Annotated in this window: 18 protein-coding genes; 16 read left to right on the top strand and 2 right to left on the bottom strand. The window is 69.2% G+C overall.

The genetic code is table 11. From position 1 onward, the window contains the following. The first annotated feature begins 231 nt into the window (after positions 1–231). From GGR66_RS02350 to GGR66_RS02330, 5 genes are all read left to right on the top strand, one after another. Positions 232–615: a RidA family protein gene (locus tag GGR66_RS02350; protein ID WP_010341827.1), complete on the top strand. Its 384-nt coding sequence runs from the start codon at positions 232–234 to the stop codon at positions 613–615. Between the two features lie 9 nt (positions 616–624). Continuing rightward, on the top strand, positions 625–2,772 hold the full coding sequence (recG, locus tag GGR66_RS02345) for an ATP-dependent DNA helicase RecG (protein WP_167088022.1): 2,148 nt from the start codon (positions 625–627) through the stop codon (positions 2,770–2,772). A gap of 275 nt (positions 2,773–3,047) precedes the next feature. Continuing rightward, a complete protein-coding gene (locus GGR66_RS02340) occupies positions 3,048–3,986 on the top strand; it encodes a nucleoside hydrolase (protein ID WP_160965384.1) in 939 nt (312 codons plus the stop codon). Positions 3,987–4,141: 155 nt separating this feature from the next. After that, on the top strand, positions 4,142–4,384 hold the full coding sequence (locus tag GGR66_RS02335) for a type B 50S ribosomal protein L31 (RefSeq protein WP_010341537.1): 243 nt from the start codon (positions 4,142–4,144) through the stop codon (positions 4,382–4,384). Positions 4,385–4,668: 284 nt separating this feature from the next. After that, on the top strand, positions 4,669–5,958 hold the full coding sequence (locus GGR66_RS02330; protein ID WP_160965386.1) for a citrate synthase: 1,290 nt from the start codon (positions 4,669–4,671) through the stop codon (positions 5,956–5,958). Between the two features lie 177 nt (positions 5,959–6,135). On the opposite strand, the gene GGR66_RS02325 is transcribed toward GGR66_RS02330, so the two are convergent. Then, positions 6,136–6,780: a hypothetical protein gene (locus GGR66_RS02325; protein ID WP_160965387.1), complete on the bottom strand. Its 645-nt coding sequence runs from the start codon at positions 6,778–6,780 to the stop codon at positions 6,136–6,138. Positions 6,781–6,932: 152 nt separating this feature from the next. Further along, positions 6,933–9,362 (bottom strand): penicillin-binding protein 1A, encoded by a 2,430-nt coding sequence (locus GGR66_RS02320; RefSeq protein ID WP_184447073.1) that lies wholly within the window; start codon positions 9,360–9,362, stop codon positions 6,933–6,935. Positions 9,363–9,580: 218 nt separating this feature from the next. Here GGR66_RS02320 and GGR66_RS02315 point away from each other — a divergent pair, with 218 nt between their 5' ends. The 11 genes from GGR66_RS02315 (at position 9,581) to GGR66_RS02265 (ending at position 21,809) form a co-directional block, all read left to right on the top strand. Then, the gene (locus GGR66_RS02315) at positions 9,581–10,639 is read left to right on the top strand and encodes a pilus assembly protein PilM (RefSeq protein ID WP_017908825.1); all 1,059 of its coding nucleotides are present in this window, start codon (positions 9,581–9,583) and stop codon (positions 10,637–10,639) included. Continuing rightward, positions 10,639–11,436: a PilN domain-containing protein gene (locus GGR66_RS02310; protein ID WP_160965389.1), complete on the top strand. Its 798-nt coding sequence runs from the start codon at positions 10,639–10,641 to the stop codon at positions 11,434–11,436. Before GGR66_RS02315 ends, GGR66_RS02310 begins: the two co-directional genes overlap by 1 nt. Then, on the top strand, positions 11,433–12,098 hold the full coding sequence (locus GGR66_RS02305; RefSeq protein ID WP_160965390.1) for a type 4a pilus biogenesis protein PilO: 666 nt from the start codon (positions 11,433–11,435) through the stop codon (positions 12,096–12,098). The genes GGR66_RS02310 and GGR66_RS02305 overlap by 4 nt, the downstream gene beginning before the upstream one ends. Continuing rightward, positions 12,095–12,634 carry a pilus assembly protein PilP gene (locus tag GGR66_RS02300; protein WP_160965391.1) on the top strand — a complete coding sequence of 180 codons (540 nt, stop codon included), beginning with the start codon at positions 12,095–12,097 and terminating at the stop codon, positions 12,632–12,634. Before GGR66_RS02305 ends, GGR66_RS02300 begins: the two co-directional genes overlap by 4 nt. A gap of 20 nt (positions 12,635–12,654) precedes the next feature. Next, positions 12,655–14,574 (top strand): type IV pilus secretin PilQ family protein, encoded by a 1,920-nt coding sequence (locus tag GGR66_RS02295; protein ID WP_184447072.1) that lies wholly within the window; start codon positions 12,655–12,657, stop codon positions 14,572–14,574. A 152-nt stretch (positions 14,575–14,726) separates the two neighbouring features. Continuing rightward, positions 14,727–15,746 carry a MoxR family ATPase gene (locus tag GGR66_RS02290; protein WP_184447071.1) on the top strand — a complete coding sequence of 340 codons (1,020 nt, stop codon included), beginning with the start codon at positions 14,727–14,729 and terminating at the stop codon, positions 15,744–15,746. Positions 15,747–15,804: 58 nt separating this feature from the next. Continuing rightward, positions 15,805–16,743, top strand: coding sequence for a DUF58 domain-containing protein (locus GGR66_RS02285; protein WP_184447070.1), 939 nt, complete (start codon positions 15,805–15,807; stop codon positions 16,741–16,743). Next, positions 16,740–17,207: a DUF4381 domain-containing protein gene (locus tag GGR66_RS02280; protein ID WP_184447069.1), complete on the top strand. Its 468-nt coding sequence runs from the start codon at positions 16,740–16,742 to the stop codon at positions 17,205–17,207. Before GGR66_RS02285 ends, GGR66_RS02280 begins: the two co-directional genes overlap by 4 nt. Continuing rightward, entirely contained in the window at positions 17,204–18,226 is a 1,023-nt protein-coding gene (locus GGR66_RS02275; RefSeq protein ID WP_160965396.1) for a VWA domain-containing protein, read from the top strand. The genes GGR66_RS02280 and GGR66_RS02275 overlap by 4 nt, the downstream gene beginning before the upstream one ends. Continuing rightward, on the top strand, positions 18,223–20,055 hold the full coding sequence (locus tag GGR66_RS02270) for a tetratricopeptide repeat protein (protein ID WP_184447068.1): 1,833 nt from the start codon (positions 18,223–18,225) through the stop codon (positions 20,053–20,055). The genes GGR66_RS02275 and GGR66_RS02270 overlap by 4 nt, the downstream gene beginning before the upstream one ends. A 47-nt stretch (positions 20,056–20,102) precedes the next feature. Continuing rightward, on the top strand, positions 20,103–21,809 hold the full coding sequence (locus tag GGR66_RS02265; RefSeq protein WP_184447446.1) for a BatD family protein: 1,707 nt from the start codon (positions 20,103–20,105) through the stop codon (positions 21,807–21,809). The last annotated feature ends 20 nt before the right edge of the window (positions 21,810–21,829 follow it).

Raw genomic sequence — 21,829 nt, 5'->3', positions numbered from 1 at the left:
TCGGGATTGGGGATTCGAAGCGGGCCTGGTCCTGGCGTCGTAGGAGCGGCTTCAGCCGCGACGCCTTGTCGATAAAGCGTCGCGGCTGAAGCCGCTCCTACGAAAAGCGGGCGAAGCGCATGGCCGGCATCCCCGGCGGGCACGCTGTTCCCGATTCCCCAATCCCCAATCCCCAATCCCCAACCGCGCGCGCCAGCTAAACTAGGCGGACATTCTTCCAACGGAGTCGCCATGTCCCGCCAGATCATCCATACCGACCGTGCACCGGCCGCGATCGGCCCGTATTCGCAGGCTGTGCGTGCCGGCAACACCGTGTACTTCTCCGGGCAGATCCCGCTGGATCCGGCCACCGGCGAGATCGTCGCCGGCGACATCGCCGCGCAGGCGCGCCGCGCCTTCGACAACCTGCAGGCGGTGGCCGAGGCGGCCGGCGGCTCGCTGGACCGCATCGTGCGCCTGGGACTGTACCTCACCGATCTGGCGCAGTTCGCGCAGGTCAACGCGGTGATGCAGGACTACTTCCAGGCGCCGTTCCCCGCGCGCTCCACCATCGAAGTCTCGGCGCTGCCCAAGGGTGCGGGCTTCGAAGTGGATGCGGTGATGGTGCTGGACTGATTCCCAGCCGTGCCGCGCGTGCAGGTTCCGGCGCCGGCCTTGTCGGCGGCAGGCGAGGTGCCGCTGACCACGCTGCCCGGCGTCGGTCCCAAGCTGGCGGAGAAATTCGCCGCGCGCGGCCTGTCCACGCTGCAGGACCTGTGGCTGCACCTGCCGCTGCGCTATGAGGATCGCACCCGCCTGACCACCGTGGCGGCGCTGCAGCCGGGTGTGCCCGCGCAAATCGAAGGGCGGGTGCAGGCGGTGGACCGCGGCTTCCGCTACCGGCCGATGCTGCGCGTGGCGGTGGCCGACGATTCGCGCGGCACCCTGGTGCTGCGTTTCTTCCAGTTCCGTGCCGCGCAGGCGGCGCAGTTCGCGGTGGGCGCGCGCTTGCGCGCCTTCGGCACGCCCAAGCCGGGCCAACATGGGCTGGAATTCGTGCATCCCAGCTATCAGATCCTCGGCGAGGACGACGACGCGGCGCTGGGCGATCGCCTGGATCCGGTGTACCCGGCGGTGGAGGGCGTCGGCCCGGCGACCGTGCGCCGGTTGATCGGCCAGGCGCTGGACCGGTTGCCGGAAGAAGCCGCGCTGGAATTGCTGCCGGCCTCGCTGCTGGCCGAACTCGGCCTGCCGTCGCTGCGCAGCGCGCTGCTGGTCGCGCACCGGCCGCCGCCGCAGGCCGATCTGGCTGCGCTCGCCGCTGGTCTGCATCCGGCGCAGCAGCGCCTGGCGCTGGAGGAACTGCTCGCGCATCACCTGAGCCTGCGTCGCCAGCGCATCGCCATGCAATGCCAGCCGGCACCGTCGCTGCGCGGCCGCGGGCTGCTGGCCAAGCGCCTGCAGCAGTCGCTGCCGTTCCGACTGACCGGTGCACAGCAGCGTGTGTTCGCGCAGATCCGCGCCGACCTGGAGCGGCCGGCGCCGATGCTGCGGCTGGTGCAGGGCGACGTCGGCAGCGGCAAGACCGTGGTCGCCGCGCTGGCGGCGATGCTGGCGGTGGACAAGCGCAAGCAGGCGGCGTTGGCGGCGCCGACCGAACTGCTCGCCGAGCAGCATCTGGCCAACCTGCGCGGTTGGCTGGAGCCGCTGGGTGTGCGCGTGGCCTGGCTGGCCGGCAAGGTCACCGGCAAGGCGCGCAGCGCGACCCTGGCGCAGATCGCTTCGGGCGAGGCGCAGGTGGTGGTCGGCACGCATGCGCTGATGCAGGAGGCGGTGCGCTTCCACGACCTGGCCCTGGCCATCGTCGACGAGCAGCACCGCTTCGGCGTGCACCAGCGCCTGGCGCTGCGCGACAAGGGCGCCTCCGGCGCGGGCGTGCCGCACCAGCTGGTGATGACTGCCACGCCGATCCCGCGCACGCTGGCAATGGCCGCGTATGCCGATCTGGACGTCTCCTCCATCGACGAACTGCCGCCGGGGCGCACCCCGGTGCAGACCATCGTGCTCAATGCCGAGCGCCGCCCCGAGCTGGTGCAGCGCATCCGCGTGGCTTGCGCCGAAGGCCGCCAGGCCTACTGGGTCTGCACCCTGATCGAAGAGGCCGAGGACAGCGAGAAGTCCGCGCAGGCCGGCGCCGGCAACCGGCTCGAGGCCAGTGCCGCGCAGGCCACTTTCGAGGCGCTGTCGGCACAATTGCCGGAGCTGCGCGTGGGCCTGGTGCACGGGCGCATGAAGCCGGCGGAGAAGCAGGCGGCGATGCGCGCGTTCAAGCAGGGCGAGATCGACCTGCTGGTCGCCACCACCGTCATCGAGGTCGGCGTGGACGTGCCCAATGCCTCGCTGATGATCATCGAGAACGCCGAACGCCTGGGCCTGGCGCAGCTGCATCAGTTGCGCGGCCGGGTCGGGCGCGGCGCGGCGGCGTCGAGCTGCGTGCTGATGTACCAGGCGCCGCTGTCGGCGATGGCGCGGCAGCGCCTGGAAACCATGCGCCAGACCAACGACGGCTTCGTCATCGCCGAGAAGGATCTGGAACTGCGCGGCCCGGGCGAACTGCTCGGCACCCGCCAGACCGGCCTGGCCGCGTTCCGCGTGGCCGACCTGGCCCGCGACGCCGGCCTGCTGCCGCGCGTGCATGCCCTGGCCGACCGGCTGCTGGAGGAGGCGCCGGTGCTGGCCGACCGCATCGTCGCGCGCTGGGTCGGTGGGGCGGTGCGGTTCGCTGGGGCCTGAACGGCCGGGATTCGGCATTCGGGATTGGGGATTCGTTAGAAGCGGCCGTCCGCCTGCTGTTGTAGGAAGCGGCTTCGGCCGCCACCGGGCGTTACCAGGAGACCCGATCGCGGCTAAAGCCGCCCCTTCGAACGAAGACGTGGCGATGCCGCTTTTGCGAATCCCCGCTTTCAACAGCCGAATGGCTGGTCATCCCGACTCCCCAATCCCCGCTCCTTCCCATGCCTGTCCAGCAGTGCCAGACTCGGCGACCGAATGGACGAGCGAAGCGACGCATGAGCGACAAGATTCCCCTGTTGATCGATACCGACCCCGGCGTGGACGATGCGCTGGCGCTGCTGATGGCGTTCGCCGATCCGCGCCATGAGGTGGTCGGGCTGACCATCGCCGCCGGCAACGTCGGGCTGCGCCACACCGTGCGCAATGCGCTGAAGCTGTGCGAAGTGGCCGGGCGCGAGGATGTGCCGGTGTTCGCCGGCTGCGCCGATCCGCTGCTGCATCCGTCGGTGGACGCTGGGCACGTGCACGGCCAGGACGGCTTCGGCGACGTCGACCTGCCGCCGGCCGCACGCGGCGCCGAGGCCGAGCATGCCGCGCTGGCGATCCTGCGCCTGTCGCACCAGTACGCCGGGCGCCTGCTGCTGGTCGCGCTGGGGCCGCTGACCAACATCGCGCTGGCGCTGAAGCTGGATCCGACCCTGCCGCAGCGCGTCGGCCGCTTCCTGGTGATGGGCGGGGCGATCACCTGCCACGGCAACATCACCCCGGCCGCGGAATTCAACATCGCCTTCGATCCGGAGGCGGCGCACATCGTGTTCAAGGCGTTCCCGCACATCGAGGTCGCCGATTGGGAGGCGACCGTGGCGCACGGCCTGCCGCACCGCGAGGTCGAGCAGTGGTTGGCGGTGGATGCGCCGAAGGCGCGCTTCTACGAGCTGATCTCGCGCAAGACCCGGCTGTGGTCGGAAGACGCGCGTGGCGAGCACTGGTATGCCGCCGACGCGCTGGCGATGGCCTGGGCGCTGCAGCCCGACGGTGCGCAGGAGGTGCAGTCGCGCCCGATGCAGATCGAGCTGTCCGGGGTGCACACCCGCGGCGCCACCCTGGTCGACTGGAACCGCCAGTTGGGCCTGCCGGACAACGCGACCATGCTTATCCGCTACGACCATGCACGGTTCCTGGATCTGGCCCGCACGGCGGTCGGTGCCGGCTAAGCCTGCCGGTCCCGCCCGAGTCCGGGCGGGACCCATTGGTAGGGCGGCGGCCTCGTGAGCCGTCACCTCACGTGCCATCACGTAAACGTTGCGTGCAGGGCAGGAGGGCTGTTATAGTTTCCCTCTTGTCCAGCAGCCACCTACGGTGCGAGCCCATGAAGGCCGACATCCATCCCCAGTACCGCGACGTCGTGTTCCACGATGTCACCTCCGATTTCAAGATCCTGACCCGTTCGACCATGTCCTCGAAAGAGACGGTCAAGTGGGAGGACGGCGAAGAGTATCCGCTGATCAAGGTCGAAATTTCCTCGGCTTCGCATCCGTTCTATACGGGCAAGCACAAGGTCATCGACACCAGCGGCCGCATCGACAAGTTCCAGAAGCGCTACGCGCGCTGATCGGAACCGTCGAACGGATGTAAAGCAACGGCCGCTTGCGCGGCCGTTTTGCTATCTGCGATCTCCTCCCGGCGTGATGCGCCGGTGTCATCCTTCCGTGAAAGTGCGGCGAGGATGCAACGCTGTGTCGCTTTCCTGCCGCCATCGTGCGGCATGAGCGGTGAGCGACGGCGCAAATGCTGCTGTGCGATAATGGCGCGATCCGTGGCGATTGCCGTGGACTTCCTTCACGCGTCTGTTCGCAACGTAATCGGACAGGCGCCTTCCATCGAGGAGCGCACACTGTGTCCGATCTTGATCAGGTCACGTTGAACGCCGGCGACACGTCGGTCGTTCTTCCGGTACTCAAGCCCACCCTGGGCAACGATTGCGTCGACATTTCCAAGTTGACCAAGGAGACCGGTCTCTTCACCTACGACTCGGGCTTCACCGCGACCGCCAGCTGCAAGTCGGCGATCACCTACATCGACGGCGACAACGGCGTGCTGCTGTACCGCGGCTACCCGATCGAGCAACTGGCCGAGAAGTCCAACTTCCTCGAAGTGGCCTACCTGCTGATGAACGGCGAGCTGCCCACCGCCGACGAATTCAAAAAGTTCGACCACGAAGTGACGCATCACACGATGATGCACGAGTCGCTGAAGAACTTCCTCGGCGGCTTCCGCCACGACGCGCACCCGATGGCGATGATGGCCGGTACCGTGGCCTCGCTGTCGGCGTTCTACCACGACACCCTCGACCTCAACGATCCGGAGCAGCGCCGCCTGGCCGCCATCCGCCTGATCGCCAAGGTGCCGACGATCGCCGCCGCTGCCTATCGCTACTCGATCGGCTGGCCGATCCGCTATCCGCGCAACAACCTCGGCTACGTCGAGCGCTTCCTGCACATGATGTTCGAGGTGCCGAGCGAGCAGCTGGAGATGAACCCGGTCGTGGCCAAGGCCCTGGACCTGCTGTTCATCCTGCACGCCGACCACGAGCAGAACGCCTCGACCTCGACCGTGCGTCTGGTCGGTTCCACCGGCGCCAACCCGTACGCCTCGGTCGCCGCGGGCATCACCGCGCTGTGGGGCCCGGCGCACGGCGGCGCCAACGAAGCCGTGCTGAAGATGCTGGAAGAGATCGGCACCGCCGACAACGTCGAGAGCGCCGTGGCCAAGGCCAAGGACAAGAACTCGAGCTTCCGCCTGATGGGCTTCGGCCACCGCGTGTACAAGAACTTCGACCCGCGCGCGAAGATCATCCGCGAGATGACCCACAAGGTGCTGGGCGAGCTGGGCGTCAACGACCCGCTGCTGGAAGTTGCGCTGAAGCTGGAAGAGGCCGCGTTGAAGGACGACTACTTCGTGCAGCGCAAGCTGTACCCGAACGTCGACTTCTACTCGGGCATCATCTACAAGGCGCTGAACATTCCGGTGGAGATGTTCACCGTGATGTTCGCCATCGCCCGTACCGCCGGCTGGGTCTCGCACTGGCTGGAGCAGCAGGTCGACCCGGAAATGAAGATCGGCCGTCCGCGCCAGATCTACACCGGCTACGACAAGCGCGACTACACCAACGCCGACAAGCGCTGATCGATCGCCGCAAGGCTGTCCGGAACGCCCCGCCTCGCGGGGCGTTTTTCGTTTGTGGCGGGTGAAGCGGGGAAGGGAAGTGGCAGGTGCCTCGTCGCGTGCGCGGCGAGCCGGAATACGGGCGCCCGCGCGATCGTGCGGCGCCCGTCGCATCCACGACGCGGAATGGTGGTGCGCTCAGCCGTCCTGGTAGGCGGCGATGTCCTGCTCGGTCAGCAGTTGCCGCAGTTGCGGCATCGAGGCGCGCCGCATCGGCTTCTCGTCCACCTGCGACAGCGGCGCCTGGCGCAGCGCGTCGTAGGGCAGTACGGTCAGGTCGAAGGTCAGTTCCTCGGCGGCGAACAGCCACACCGGGAAGTCCTCGCTGCGCTCGCGGTCCAGGCGCAGGCGGCGGCTGCGCAGCTCGGCCGGGATCCGGTGTTCTTCGAGGAAGCGCGCCACCGCCTCGGCGTCGTCGCTGTGCAGGTGCAGCTGCACCGGGCTGTTGGCATCGGCGGTGCCGTCGTGCACCGGTCCGGCCAGGCGTGGCGCGAACGCATGCAGGAAGTCCATCGCGCGCAGCGCCGCCTCGCGCCGCCTTCGCAGTTCGCCGGCATGGTCCGGACCGGCGAACAGCCGCTGGTACTCGCGCAGCGCGTCCTCGATCTCGCTGTTGCGCGGCAGCGAGGCGTCGTCATGGATGCCGAGCCGCTCGGCGGCCTTGAGCTTGGCCTGGTGGAAATCGCGGATGCCGCCTTCAGCCATCAGCCGGGCGGCTTCGTGCGCCAGTCGGCGACGGCGTTCGTGCGTGCGGGTCCGGGCATGTTGCCGAGCGTGGTGCATGGTGCGCCTCCCCTCAAAGCCTGCCCCGACTGTACCGCAGCCTTGCGAAATTCAGGTGTAGCGGCGGTGTCGCGTGAGCCAGTGTCCGCCGGGCGAGGCGCGCCCGGCGGACGTGCCCCCGGCGAGCGCCGGGGGCGGGGGAAGCGGAGTGATCAGAAGATGTCGAACGCGGCGTCGTCGGTCTTCTGGTCCTGCAGGCTTTCGTCGAACTGCTGGATGCGGTCCATGTCCTCGGTCTTGACCCATTCCGTGGCGCCGTTGAGGCTGACCTGGACCATGCCGCCCGGCGGATCGTTGCGGGCGATCGGCTGGTCCTTCAGCGCGACCCGCATGTAGTCGATCCAGATCGGCAGCGCGGCCTTGCCGCCGTACTCGCGGTAGCCGAGCGAGCGGTAGTCGTCGCGGCCGACCCACACCGTGGTCACGTAGGGGCCGCCGAAGCCGGAGAACCAGGCGTCGCGATGGTCGTTGGTGGAACCGGTCTTGCCGCCCACGTCCTCGCGGCCGAGCACCTTGGCCGCGGCGCCGGTGCCGCGCTGGACCACGTCGCGCATCATCGACACCAATTGATAGGCGGTGCGCTCGTCGATGGCACGCGGCGCCACCTTGGCCTCGGGATCGGTGGCCGGGGCCTTTTCGTCCGCGGCTGGCGCGGTGGTCGCGGCCGGCTTGGCCGCCGCCGGCGGCGTGGCCGCGCCGAAGTTGAAGCCGTCGACCACCTGGCTGACCGGCGCCGCGTTGCCGCCGACGCTGCCGCAGCTGCGGCAGGCAGTCAGCGGGTGCTCCTGGAACAGGACATTGCCGTCGCGGTCGGTGACCTTGTCGATGATCCAGGTGTTGACCAGCGAACCGCCGTTGGCGAACACGGTGTAACCGCGCGCCACCGACAGCGGAGTCAGCGAGGCGGTACCCAGCGACATCGACAGGTTCGGCGGCAGTTCGGCTTCCTGGAAGCCGAACTGGCTGATGTACTTGCGCGCGAAGTCCACGCCGATGGCGTCCAGCAGGCGCACCGAGACCAGGTTGCGCGACTGCACCAGCGCCTCGCGCAGGCGCATCGGGCCGCGGAAGCCGCCGCCGTCGTTCTGCGGCGACCAGGTCTTGCCGCGGCGGTCGCGGAACACCACCGGCGCGTCGAGCACGATCGAGGCCGGGTTGAAGCCCTTATCGAACGAGGCCGCGTACAGGAACGGCTTGAAGCTGGAGCCGGGCTGGCGGCGCGCCTGGGTGGCGCGGTTGAACTTGTTGCCGGCATAGCTGAAGCCGCCGACCATGGCGCGCAGCGCGCCGTTGTGGGCGTCCAGCGACACAAGCGCGGCCTGGCCGCGCGGGATCTGGGTGATCTCCCATTCGCCCGGCTTGTCGCCGGCCTGGATGCGCACCAGGTCGCCGCGCTTGAGCAGGGTGGCCGGGCTGCGCCCGGTCCAGCGGCTGGCGGCCACCGGCAGCACCAGCTCGGTCTTGTTGGCGAGCACCACGGTGGCGCTGCCGTCGCTGCCGGTGCTGGCGACGATGCTCGGCAGCATCCCGCCCTGCGCGTAGACGCCGCTCAGGTGGCTGGCCAGTGCGGCCGCATCGGCGCTGGCGGGCAGGTCGAAATGCTTCTCGACGCCATGCCAGCCGTGGCGGCGGTCATAGACGACCAGGCCCTGGCGCACCGCATGGTTGGCGGCGGTCTGCAGGGTCGAATCGATGCTGGTGTAGACGTGGTAGCCCTTGTCCAGCACGTCGCCGCCGAAGCGCGCGATCATCTCCTGGCGCACCAGTTCGGCGACGTACGGGGCCTCGACCTCGACCGGGCGCTCGTGCGGCGCGGCGTGCATCGGCACCGCCTTGGCCGCCTCGGCCTCGGCCGGGGTGATGAAGCTCAGGGCGGCCATGCGGCTGAGCACATAGTTGTCGCGGCGCTGCTTGGCGCGCTCCGGGTTGCTGATCGGGTTGCCGCTGGAGGGGAACTTGGGGATGCCGGCCAGCGAGGCCATCTCGTCCAGGCTCAGCTCGTTGAGCTTCTTGCCGTAGTAGTACTCGGCGGCGGCGGCGATGCCGTAGGCGCGGTTGCCGAAGAAACTCTTGTTGAGGTACAGCTCGAAGATCTGGTCCTTGGTCAGCTCGGCCTCGATCTTGCGCGCCAGCAGGATCTCCGCCAGCTTGCGGGTGTAGCTGTATTCCGAGCTCAGGAAGAACTGGCGGGCGACCTGCTGGGTGATGGTGGAGCCGCCCGGCACGCGCTTGTCGTTGGTGGTGGCCAGCAGCCACACCGCGCGGGCGATGCCCTTGTAGTCGACCCCGCCGTGCTCGTAGAAGCGAGCGTCCTCGGTGGCCAGGAAGGCTTGCTTGAGTCGCTCCGGCACGTCCTTCATGGTGATGGGGTAGCGCCGGGTCTCGCCGAACAGCGCCATCAGCTTGCCGTCGCTGGAGTAGACGTACATGGGCTCCTGCAGTTCGACCTTGCGCAGGGTCTGCACGTCCGGGAGCTTGGAGGAGACGACGTAGTAGAGCCCGCCTGCCACGGCGGCGCCGACCAGGCCAAGGAGGACCAACATGACCAGCGCCCAGCGCAGCCAACGACGAAAACGGGGCATCGCGAGAGATTCCGATTGCAGATTTCTTGGGCGCAGAGTATAGAGTACGCCGGGGAACGGCTGGGGCCGGTTCCGGGGATGCGACGGGTTTGCTGCCGCAGGTCGTGCCGTGACACGGATCGCGGCATGCAACCGGGCGGTTGCCAATTGCAAAAAATTTGTTATTAATGCGCTGGCGCAACATTGGCGTCCAAGTGCCCGCCGGCAGGGGAAAATCCGTGGGGCTTATCCCAAAGAGTCAGCAACCGCTGATCGGCATCGACATCAGCTCGACTGCGGTCAAGCTGCTGCAGCTTTCGCGTAACGGCAACCGGTTCCGTGTCGAGCATTACGCCGTCGAACCCTTGCCGCCCAATGCCGTGGTCGAAAAGAACATCGTCGAGGTCGAGGCGGTGGGCGAGGCGATCCGCCGCGCCGTGACCCGTTCCGGCACCCGCGCCAAGCATGCCGCGGCCGCCGTGGCCGGTTCGGCGGTGATCACCAAGGTGATCCCGATGCCGGCCGAGCTGGACGAGAGCGAACTGGAAGCCCAGGTCGAGCTGGAGGCGGTGAACTACATCCCGTACCCGATCGACGAAGTGAACCTGGATTTCGAGGTGCTGGGCGTCATCCCCAACAACCCCGAGATGGTGCAGGTGCTGCTGGCCGCCTCGCGCTCGGAGAACGTGGAACTGCGCCAGTCGGCCCTTGAACTCGGCGGCCTGGTGGCCAAGGTGATGGACGTGGAGGCCTTCGCGGTCGAGAACGCCTTCGCGCTGGTGGCCAGCGAATTGCCGGTGGCCGCCGACGGCATCGTCGCCCTGGTCGACATCGGCGCCACCATGACCACCCTCAACGTCCTGCGCGGCGGGCGTAGCCTGTACAGCCGCGAGCAGGTGTTCGGCGGCAAGCAGCTGACCGACGAAGTGATGCGCCGCTACGGGCTCACCTACGAGGAAGCCGGCATGGCCAAGCGCCAGGGCGGGCTGCCGGAGAGCTACGAGGTCGAGGTGCTGGAACCGTTCAAGGAAGCCACGGTGCAGCAGATCAGCCGCCTGCTGCAGTTCTTCTACGCCGGCAGCGAATTCAACCGGGTCGATCACATCGTCCTGGCCGGCGGCTGCGCCGCCCTGGCCGGGTTGCCGGAGATGGTGGAGGAGCAACTCGGCGTCGCCACGGTGGTCGCCAATCCGTTGGCGCAGATGACCCTGGGGCCGAAGGTCCAGGCGCACGCGCTGGCCCAGGATGCGCCGGCGCTGATGATCGCCACCGGCCTGGCGCTGAGGAGCTTCGACTGATGGCGAAGATCAATCTGCTGCCCTGGCGGGCGGAACGGCGCAAGCAGCGCGAACGCGAGTTCTACTCGATGCTGGGCCTGGCCGCATTCGCCGGGGTGCTGCTGGCCGGGCTGATCTGGTTCTACTACGACCTGCAGATCAGCGGCCAGAACGAGCGCAACGCGTATCTGCAGACCGAGATCGAGAAGGTCCAGGCGCAGAACAAGGAAATCGACACCCTCGACGAGAAGAAGCGGCGGCTGCTGGCGCGCAAGCAGGTCATCGAGGAACTGCAGGCCAAGCGCTCGCAGATGGTGCATCTGTTCGACTCGCTGGTGCGGACCATCCCCGACGGGGTGGTGCTGACCTCGGTGAAGCAGGAAGGCGACATGCTGACCCTGGAAGGTCGCTCGCAGTCCAACGCGCGAGTCAGTACCTACATGCGCAACCTCGAAGGCTCGGGCTGGATGACCAATCCGGAGCTGACGGTGATCGAGGCCAAGGCCCAGGAGAAGGAAGCCAAGGGCCCGATCCTCGACACCAAGGCGCTGCCGTACGTGTTCACGCTGCGGGTCAAGCTGCCGGTGCCGGGCGAGAGCACCGATCCGGCGGCCGCCGGCACGGCGCCGGGCGGTGCCGCCACGCCCGCAACCCCTGGCGCAGCCCCCGCGGGCGGCACGCCTGGCACGTCGATGCCTGCGCAGGCACCAGGCGCAGCACCTGCGGCCGTACCTGCCCCCGGCAGCGCTGCCGCCCCGGCCCCGGCCACTCCGCCGGCACCCGCCGCCAAGCCAGCGCAACAGGGACCGGCGTCATGAGCAAGAAATTCAACATCAAAGAGCTGGATTTCAACAACATCGGCAACTGGCCGCAGCAGGCCAAGATCGTGTTCTGCGTGCTGGTGACGCTGTTCATCCTGATCCTGTCCTGGTTCCTGCTGATCAGCAGCAAGAGCGACGAGCTGCAGGCGTTGGAACAGAAGGAAACCGAGTTGCGCGCCTCCTTCGAGAAGGAGCAGAGCCGTGCGGTCAACCTGCAGCCGCTCAAGCAGCAACTGGTGCAGATGGAGCAGGTGCTGCAGCAGATGCTGCGACAGCTGCCGAGCAAGACCGAGATGCCCGACCTGATCATCGACATCTCGCAGACCGCGCTGTCCAGCGGCCTGACCAACGAGTTGTTCCAGCCGGGTCCGGAGTCGCCGAAGGAGTTCTACGCGGAGAAGCCGATCGCCTTGCGCATGGTCGGCAGCTACCACCAGTTCGGCGCCTTCGTCAGCGGCGTGGCGTCGCTGCCACGGGTGGTGATCCTGACCATGCACGACATCAACCTGAAACCGCGCGACAAGAGCAACGGCATCACCGCGCGCGGCGAGCTGGAACTGTCCGGTACGGTCAAGACCTATCGCTACCTGGACGACAAGGAAATGGAAGAGCAGGAGCAGGCCGCCAAGAAGGCGGGCAAGCAAGGCGGTGGCGCATGAGCCGGCAGCAGCGGATGGTCAGGATGCTCGTTGCGGGCGCGTTGGCGCTGGTGCTTGGCGCGTGCGGCCGCACCATCACCAGCACGCCGGGCGATGCGCCGAACCTGGAGAACTGGGTGAAGGAAGTGCGTGCGCGACCGGCGCAGCCGCTGGAGCCGTTGCCGGTGATGCAGCAGTTCGAGACCTTCGAATATGCGGCGCAGGGCCTGCGCGATCCGTTCAGCGATGCCTGGGCCAATCCCGATGGCAGCAGCGGTCTGCGCCCGGATCCGAACCGCCGCAAGGAACCGCTGGAGCAGTTCCCGCTGGACAGCCTCAACATGGTCGGCACGCTGGGTAGCGGCGCGGGCCAGGTCGCGCTGGTGATGGCGCCGGACAAGGTGACCTACCGCGTGCGTCCGGGCGTGTACATGGGGCAGAGCGATGGCCGCGTGACCGGGGTGCACGAGGATCGCATCGATTTGATTGAACTGGTGCCGGATGGCGCCGGCGGCTGGTTGGAACGTCCCGCCTCCGTCGCGCTGGACGATCAATGATTGATTATGGGGATAGCACGATGACTTTTTCCAAAGCCCTGAGCCTGCGCCCCATCCGGCGTCATGCGACGATGCGGCTATGCGCGTTGGGGTTGGCGGCACTGCTCGGGAATGCGGTCGTCGCCAGCGCGGCGCCGGCCGCCGCGCCTGCTGTCACGCCCGCCGCACCCGCGGCGGCGCCGGCCAAGCTCACGGTGTCGAAGATCGACTTCAAACGCGGCGACGGCGGTGCGGGGCGGCTGATCCTGTCCTTCAACGGCAACGGCGCCAGTCCTGACCTGCGTACCCAGGGCAACAGCGTCGTGGTCGACGTCGGTAACGCCATGCTGCCGCCTGAGTTGCAGCACCCGCTCAACGTCACCGATTTCGCCACGCCGGTACAGCGCATCGATGCCAAGCCCTACGCGGGCGGCGCGCAGTTGGTGCTGAACACCAATGGCGCATTCGAATCGCTGGCCTACCAGTCGGGCAACGAGTACGTGGTCGAGATCACCCCGCGCGCCGCCGCGCCGGCGGTGGGCGCCGTCACCGCGACCACGGTCAGCCAGGCCGCCGCGCAGGTGGCCGAGCGCGGCTACAGCGGCAAGCCGGTGACCTTCAACTTCCAGGACGTGCCGGTGCGCACGGTGCTGCAACTGATCGCCGAGGAATCCAACCTCAACATCGTCGCCTCCGACACTGTGCAGGGCAGCGTCACCCTGCGCCTGGTCAACGTGCCGTGGGACCAGGCGCTGGATATCGTGCTGCGCGCCAAGGGCCTGGACAAGCGCCGCGACGGCAAGGTGATCTGGGTCGCGCCGCAGCAGGAACTGGCCAAGTTCGAGCAGGACAAGGAAGACGCGCGCATCGCGATCGAGAACCGCGAGGACCTGATCACCGACTATGTGCAGATCAACTACCACAGCGCCACCGCGATCTTCAAAGCGCTGACCGAGGCCAAGGGCATCGGTGGTGGCGGTGGCGGTGGTGGCAGTGGCGGCTCGGGTGGCAGCGGCAGCAGCCAGAACGACAACGGCTTCCTGTCGCCACGCGGGCGCCTCGTCGCCGACGAGCGCACCAACACGCTGATGATCAGCGATATCCCGAAGAAGGTCGCGCAGATGCGCGAGTTGATCAACGTGATCGACCGCCCGGTCGACCAGGTGCTGATCGAGAGCCGCATCGTCATCGCCACCGATACCTTCGCCCGCGACCTGGGCGCGCGCTTCGGCATTGCCGGCCGCCGGCAGTACGGTGGCAATACCGGTGTGGTCAGCGGCAATCTGGCCAACAACACGTCGATCATCAACAACAACGTGCACAACATCCCCGGCGGCCTGAACTTCAACATGCCGGCTGGGACCTTCACCACCGGGACGCCCGGCGCCATCGCCTACACCTTGCTGGGCGCCAACTTTTCGTTGGACATGGAGTTGTCGGCGCTGCAGGAAGAAGGCCGGGGCGAGGTGATCTCCAATCCGCGCATCGTGACCTCCAACCAGCGCGAGGCGGTGATCCGGCAGGGCAAGGAAATCGGCTACGTCACGGTCACCGGCGGTACCGGCGGCACCGCCGCGACCCCGAACGTGCAGTTCAAGGAAGTGCTGCTGGAACTGAAGGTGACGCCGACGATCACCGATGACAACCGCATCTTCTTGAACATGAACGTCAAGAAGGACGAGGTGGAGCGCTACGTCACCCTGCCGCTGTACGGCACCGTTCCGGAAATCAATCGCCGCGAAATCAATACCGCGGTGCTGGTCGAAGACGGGCAGACCGTGGTGATCGGCGGCGTCTACGAGTTCAGCGATCGCAGCAGCATCTCCAAGGTGCCGTTCCTGGGGGACATCCCGTTCCTGGGCAACCTGTTCAAGCAGCGTGGTCGCAGCAAGAGCAAGGCAGAGTTGCTGATCTTCGTGACCCCGAAGGTGATGCGCGTAGCCAAGCGCGCGCCGGGCTGAGCCGCTGCGGACAGGCGGGATCTTCCGACGGGAGAGGCGCAGGCCTCTCCCGTCGCCGTTTGCGGCCATGGATGAGGAAACCCTGAATTCGCGGCCTGGAGCCTCGGCCAGACGCGGAACCATTTTCACCGGCGATCGGTCAGACTGCGCAAATGAACACTCCATCCCCGACCCCCGATTCCCCGCTGGCCGCGCTCGAGCAGCAGCGCCTGCACGCCGCGTTCGTCGCACTGCGCGACGGCCTGTCCCAGACCATCGTCGGCCAGTCGGCGCTGGTGGAGCGCTTGCTGATCGCGCTGCTCGCCGACGGCCATCTGCTGGTCGAAGGCGCGCCCGGCCTGGCCAAGACCACGGCGATTCGCGCCCTGGCCTCACGCCTGGAGGCCGACTTCGCCCGCGTGCAGTTCACGCCCGACCTGCTCCCGGCCGACCTCACCGGCACCGAAGTGTGGCGTCCGCAGGAAAGCCGCTTCGAGTTCCTGCCTGGGCCGATCTTCCATCCGATCCTGCTCGCCGACGAAATCAATCGTGCACCGGCCAAGGTGCAATCGGCGCTGCTCGAAGCGATGGGCGAGCGCCAGGTCACCGTTGGCCGGCACACCTATGCGCTGCCGAAGCTGTTCCTGGTGATGGCGACGCAGAACCCGATCGAGCAGGAAGGCACCTTCCCGCTGCCGGAGGCGCAACTGGATCGGTTCCTGATGCACGTGCGGATCGGCTATCCGGAAGCGGCAGCGGAAGCGGAGATCCTGCGCTTGGCGCGCGAACGCGCGCGCGAGACGCTGGAGGCGGGCGAGGCGCCGCCGCCGCGCATGCCGCTGGACGACGTGTTCGCGGCGCGACGCGCGGTGCTGGCGCTGCACATGGCGCCGCCGCTGGAGCGCTATCTGATCGAACTGGTGCTGGCCTCGCGCGATGCCAGCGGCTACGACGCCGCGTTGGCGCGGCGCATTGCTTGGGGCGCGAGCCCGCGCGGCTCGATCGCGCTGGAGCGTTGCGCGCGCGCCCGGGCATGGCTGGCCGGACGCGACTTCGTCACGCCCGACGACGTGCGCGCGGTCGCCGCCGATGTATTGCGCCACCGCGTGCTGCCCAGCTACGAAGCCACCGCCGAAGGCTGGGACGGTGATCGCCTGGTCGCAGCGCTGCTGGACAAGGTGCCGCCGCCATGACCGGACGCGGCCAAGCACGGCTGTTGCCCGCCGCCCGCCTGCGCGCGGAGTAACGAGCATGGCACCGCAGCCGACCGCGCCGGGCATGCCGCACGCCGCCGCGCCGGCCGAGGCGGGGATCCGTCCCAGCCTGGCCGAGCTGGTGGCCCTGCGTGCCGCCGTTGCGCGTATCCCGCCACCGCGCCGCGGCCGCCATGGCCTCAGCGGCGCTGCCCCGTCGCCCATGCGCGGGCGCGGCATGGAGTACGCCGAATCGCGCGAGTATGTGGCGGGCGACGACGTCCGCCACATCGACTGGCGGCTCACCGCGCGCAGCGGTCGCACCCACACAAAATTGTTCCAGGCCGAGCGCGAACGGCTCAGCCTGATCGTTGCCGACACCGCGCCGTCGTTGTATTTCGGCACCCGCGTCCGCTTCAAGTCGGTGCAGGCGGCGCGTGCCGGGGCGGTCGCCGCGTGGGCGGCGCAGCGCCAGGGCGATCGCCTGGCCGCCTTGCGCGGCAGCCGCAGCGAAGCACCGGTGCCGCCCGCCTCCGGACCGCGCGGCGTGCTGCGCGTGCTGGATGCGCTGACGCGCTGGTATGCGCAGCCGCCGCAGGAGGATGCCGGCCTGGGCATGGCCCTGGATCACGCGGCCAAGCTGTTGCGGCCGGGATCGCGCCTGACCGTGCTGGCCGACCCGGCCAGCGCGCAGGCCGTGCCCGCGGCGCGCTGGGCCGCGCTGGCACTGCACAACGAAGTGGAGCTGCTGCTGCTCGCCGATCCGCTGGAAGTGCAGCCGCCGCGCGCGGCCCTGCCGTTCTGGGCGAGCGGCCGCCGCGTGGAAGTGGATCTGCTGGCGAGCACCGCACAACAGCGCTGGCGCGCGCAGTTCGTGCAGCCGTTGGAAACCCTGGCCGCTGAACTGCCGGGCCGCGGCGTGCAGGTGCGGGTGTTGCTGAGCGACGCGCCCAGCGAGTCGTGGTTGCTGCCGGTGCAACGGGGCGCGACGGTATGAGCCCGCAACAACTGCCCCTGCGCGATGTGCATCTGCCGCCGGCACCGGCCTGGTGGCCGCCCGCGCCGGGCTGGTGGATGCTGGCGGCGGTGTTGCTGCTGGCGATCGGCGCGGCGCTGTTCGTGTGGATGCGCCGGCGCCAGCGCGTGCAGCGTTGGCAGCGCCAATTCGACGCGGCAACGCGCACGGGTGAACCGCCGGCGCAGGTGGCCGCGGTCTCGGAGTTGTTGCGGCGTGCGGCACAACGCCGCGATCCGGCCGCTGCGGCCTTGCAGGGCGAGGACTGGCTGCGGTTCCTGGATGGCGGCGACAAGCGCCAGGATTTCTCCACCGGCCCCGGCCGTGTGCTGCTCGATGGCGGCTACCGGCCCAGCGTGGACCCGGCGCAGGTGCAGGCGCTGCTGCCGCTGGCGCGGCGCCGGTTCCTGGCGTTGATGGCGGCGCGGCGCGGAGGACGGCGATGAGTCTGTTGCCGTCGTCGTGGCAGAGCCTCAGCGATCTGGTGGCCGGCTTCGCCTGGCCCTGGATGTGGCTGGCCATGCCGCTGCCCTTGCTGGCCAATCTGCTGCTGCCGGCGCGGCGCGGCAATGCGCCGGCCTTGCGCGTGCCCTATGGCGAGCGCCTGCAGGCCGTGGCCGCCGCCCCGGCGCGTGGCGGGTTGTGGCGCGCCAGCGTCTGGCTGGCCTGGCTGGCATGGTTCTGCCTGTGTGCCGCCGCGGCGCGACCGCTGCAACTTGGCGAACCCATCGCGCCGCCGCAGCAGGCGCGGCAGTTGATGCTGGCGGTGGATCTGTCCGGCAGCATGAGCGAGCCGGACATGACCCTGGGCGGGCGCGTCGTCGATCGCCTGACCGCGGCCAAGGCGGTGCTGGCCGACTTCCTCGACCGCCGCGACGGCGACCGCATCGGCTTGCTGGTGTTCGGCCAGCAGGCGTATGCGCTGACGCCGTTGACCGCGGACCTTGCCACGGTGCGCGACCAGTTGCGCGACAGCGTGGTCGGCCTGGCCGGCCGCGAGACCGCGCTGGGCGATGCGATCGCGCTGGCGGTCAAGCGCCTGCGCGAGCAGCAGCAGGGCGAGCGGGTGTTGATCGTGCTCACCGACGGCGTCAACACCGCCGGCGTGCTCGATCCGCTGAAGGCCGCCGAACTGGCCAAGGCCGAACACGTGCGCGTGTACACCATCGCCTTCGGCGGCGATGGCGGCATGTCGCTGTTCGGCCTGCCGATTCCCGGCAGCGGCGGCGACGACCAGGTCGACGAGGACACGCTGCGCAAGATCGCGCAGGACACCGGCGGTCGCTTCTTCCGCGCCCGCGATACCGCCGAACTGGCCTCAATCTACGCCGAGCTGGACCGGCTCGAACCGGTGCGTTCGGCCGGTCCGGCGGTGCGGCCGCGGATCGAGCGCTACGCCTGGCCGTTGGCTGCGGCGCTGGCGCTGGCCCTGCTGTCCTTCATCTGGCCCTGGAGGCGGCAATGACCCGCATGATGGAGTTCCTCCAGGCCCTGCACCTGCTGCGCCCTGAGTGGCTGTGGGCACTGCTGTTGCTGCCGTTGCTGGGCTGGAGCTGGTGGCGCCGGCGTCGCCGCCGCGACATCTGGCGGCGCACGGTGGACCCGCATCTGCTGCCGCACCTGTTGGCACGTGGCGACGCCAAGGGCAATGCCGGCCTGCTGGTGGGCGCGTTGGGCTATGCGCTGGCTGTGCTGGCGCTGGCCGGGCCGAGCTGGCGCCAGGAACAGCAGCCGCTGTGGCAGGCGCGCACGCCGTTGGTGATCGCGCTGGACCTGTCCGCGCAGATCGACGCGCGCGATCTGCCGCCGTCGCGGCTGTTGCAGGCGCGGGCCAAGCTGGCGCGCCTGCTGCACGAGCGCGCCGGCGGCGAAGTGGCCTTGCTCGCATATGCCGGCGAGCCGTATACGGTGGCGCCGCTGACCGACGATGCGGCGAACGTCGGCCTGTTCCTCGACGCCTTGTCGCCGCAGGTGATGCCGGTGCCGGGACAGCGCACCGACCTGGCGATCGACTGGGCGGCGCAGTTGTTGCGTCAGGCCGGCTTCTCCCGCGGCGACATCCTGGTGCTCAGCGATCAGGCCGACGCACAAGCGCAGCAGGCGGCGACGCGTGCGGCCGGGCAGGGTTATCACGTTTCAGCGCTGGGGCTGGGCACTGCGCAGGGTGCTGCGTACCGCGACGACCAGGGCCGGCTGGCGCATGCGCAACTGGATGCGGGTTCGCTGCGTGCGTTGGCGACGGCCGGCGCCGGACGCTATGCCGCGTTGACGCCCGACGATGCGGACCTGCGCGCGCTGGGCGTGCTGCGGCCGCAGGAAGAAGAGGCGACGGCGGCCGACGAAAGCCATGGCCGCGTGTGGCTCGATCAAGGCTATTGGTTGCTGCCGCCGCTGATGCTGCTGGCATTGCTCGCGTTCCGCCGCCGTGGTGGCGCCGCGGTGCTGCTGCTGGTGTTGGCGCCGCTGGCGATGCCGCTACCGGTTCATGCGCAGGCACCGGCGGCGCCGCAGGCTCAGACGCCGGCGCCCGGTCCTGTCGCAGGCGGGTGGTGGGAACGTGCCGACCAGGTCCGCCAGCAACGGCTGGACGCGGGCGTGCAGGCCTACCGCAAGGGCGATTTCGCCGCCGCGCAACAGCAGTTCGAAGGCATCGACAGCGATGCCGGCTGGTACAACCTCGGCAATGCCCTGGCGCGCCAGGGCCGTTACGACGAGGCGATCGACGCCTATGACAAGGCGCTGAAGCTGCATCCGCAGATGGCCGATGCGATCGCCAACCGCGCTGCGGTGGAGGCGGCACGCAAGCGCCAGTCGTCGCAGAATTCGAAGTCCGGCCAGCAGGGCAAGGACGGCAAGCAGCAAAAGGATGGGCAGCCGCAGAACGGCCAGCAACAGAGCGGTCAACAGCAGAACAGTCAGCAGCAGTCGGGCAAGCAGCAGGACCAGCAGCAGAAGGATCAGCAACAGGGCGGCCAGCAACAGAACGGCCAGCAGGGACGCAATGGCACCAAGGACGCGCAACAGGCGCCGCCGAAACCCGGCGATGCGCAGACGCAACAGCAGGCCGATGCGGCGCAGCGCCAGCAGATGCAGCAGGCGATGGCGCAGCAGGGCGGCGCCGACAAGCAGGCCGCCGAACGTGCCGCTGCCGCCGCGAACGAGACGCCGCAGCAGCGCGAGCAGCGCCAGGCGGTAGAGGCGTGGTTGCGGCGGGTGCCGGACGATCCGGGCAATCTGCTGCGCGCCAAATTCAGGCTGGAACACGAACGCAGGCAGCGGGAACAAGAACCATGACCCACTTCAAGCGACTCGGCCAGGGGACACGCGTCTTCGCGGCGTTGATGGTAGTGGCCGCGCTGCTGCTGGCGTTGCCGGCGGGCGCCGCCACGCGCGCGTGGCTGGATCGCGACAACGTCGGCTCCGGTGAGGGCGTGACCCTCAACATCGAGACCGACCAGGCGGCGGCGACGCCGGACTACACGCCGCTGCGCGCCGATTTCGCGCTCAGCAACGAGGTCAAGAGCCGGCAGATGCAGATCGTCAATGGCGCGGTCTCGGCGAAGTCCTTGTTCGGCGTGATGCTGACGCCGCGCAACACCGGCACGTTGGAGATTCCGTCGCTGCAGGTCGGCAACGAGCGCACCGCGCCATTGCGGCTGGAGGTGGCTGCGGCCAGTGCCGCGGCGCCGGCCACCACCAATGCCGATGTGCCGGCGCAGGTGGGCAACGCCGACGTGTTCGTGCAGACCGTCGTCGACGACGCACAACCCTACGTGCAGCAGAGCGTGGGCGTGGTGGTGCGGCTGTATCTCGGCGTGCCGCTGAGTTCGGGCGAGCTCGACCTGGACGCGCCGGCCGGCGCGTCGCTGCAGCGCGTCGGCGACGACATCCAGAACCGCCGCCAGATCGACGGACGCATGTACACGGTGGTCGAACGGCACTACCTGCTGGTCCCCGAACGCAGCGGTTCGCTGCTGCTGCCGGGCGCGCGTTTCAGTGGCCGCGGTCCCACCGGCTTCTTCGACGACTACTTCGGCCGCGGCGGCGAACTCAATGCGCGCGGCACTGCGCAAACCCTGCAGGTGCGCGCGCAGCCGGCCAACGCGCCGCAGCCGTGGCTGCCGCTGCACGAACTGCGCCTGCGCTACACCGCCACGCCGCAGCGCGCCAAGGCCGGCGAGGCTGCCGACATCGTGGTCGAGGCGACCGCGCGCGGCGCAACCCAGGCGCAGTTCCCCGAGCTGCCCACGCCCAGCGTCGATGGTGCGCAGGTGTTCGCCGAGCCGCCGCAGGTGCAGGAACGCTTCGTCGACGGCGGTCCGCAGGTGACCGTCAGCCGTCGCTACTCGATCGTGCCGCAGGCGGCGGGCCCGTTGCTGGTGCGTGGCCTGCGCATGCCGTGGTGGGACGTCGGCGCCGGCGCCGCGCGCGAGGCCAGCCTGCCGGACCTGACCTTGCAGGTGCAGCCCGGACAAGGCGTGCCTGCGCCGGCACCGGCCCCGGTCAGTCCCGCGGCGCCGACGCTGAGCGTGGTGCCGGCCGACAACGCGGTGGCGCCGACGCACACGTTGCAGGGTTGGCTGGCCTCGTTGCCGCTGTGGATGGGGCTGGCCGCGGGTTTCGCGGTGCTGTGGTTGGCGACCCTGGTCTGGGCCTGGCGTCGCGCGCGCCGCTTGCGCGTTGCCGCCGCATTGCCGGCGACGGCGCCCAACGCTGCGCCTGGCGCGACATCGGCGCCCGTGAATCCACGCGCCGCGCTGCCGGAGTTGCGCAAGGCCCTGGACAGCGGCGGACTGGACGAGGTCGCGGCGATCCTGTGCGCGCAGGCTGGCGTCGCCGATCTGGATACGGTGGTGCAGCGTCTGGACGATCCGACGCAGCGCGACGCGGTGCTGCGCATGCAACACGCACGCTGGGGCGGTGGTGGCGATGTGGCCGGCGCGCGCGCCGCGTTGCGCCAGGCGTTCTGGGCCGGACCGCGCTGGCGCACTACGCCGCGCAAGCAGGACAAGGACGAGCTGCCGCCGCTGTATCCGCGCGACGCGTGAAGCGTCCCGCGTCGGCGAGA

This window comes from Xanthomonas sp. 3498, from assembly GCF_014199795.1.
Lineage (GTDB): Bacteria > Pseudomonadota > Gammaproteobacteria > Xanthomonadales > Xanthomonadaceae > Xanthomonas_A > Xanthomonas_A rydalmerensis.
This window is presented reverse-complemented; position numbering and strand designations above follow the sequence as displayed.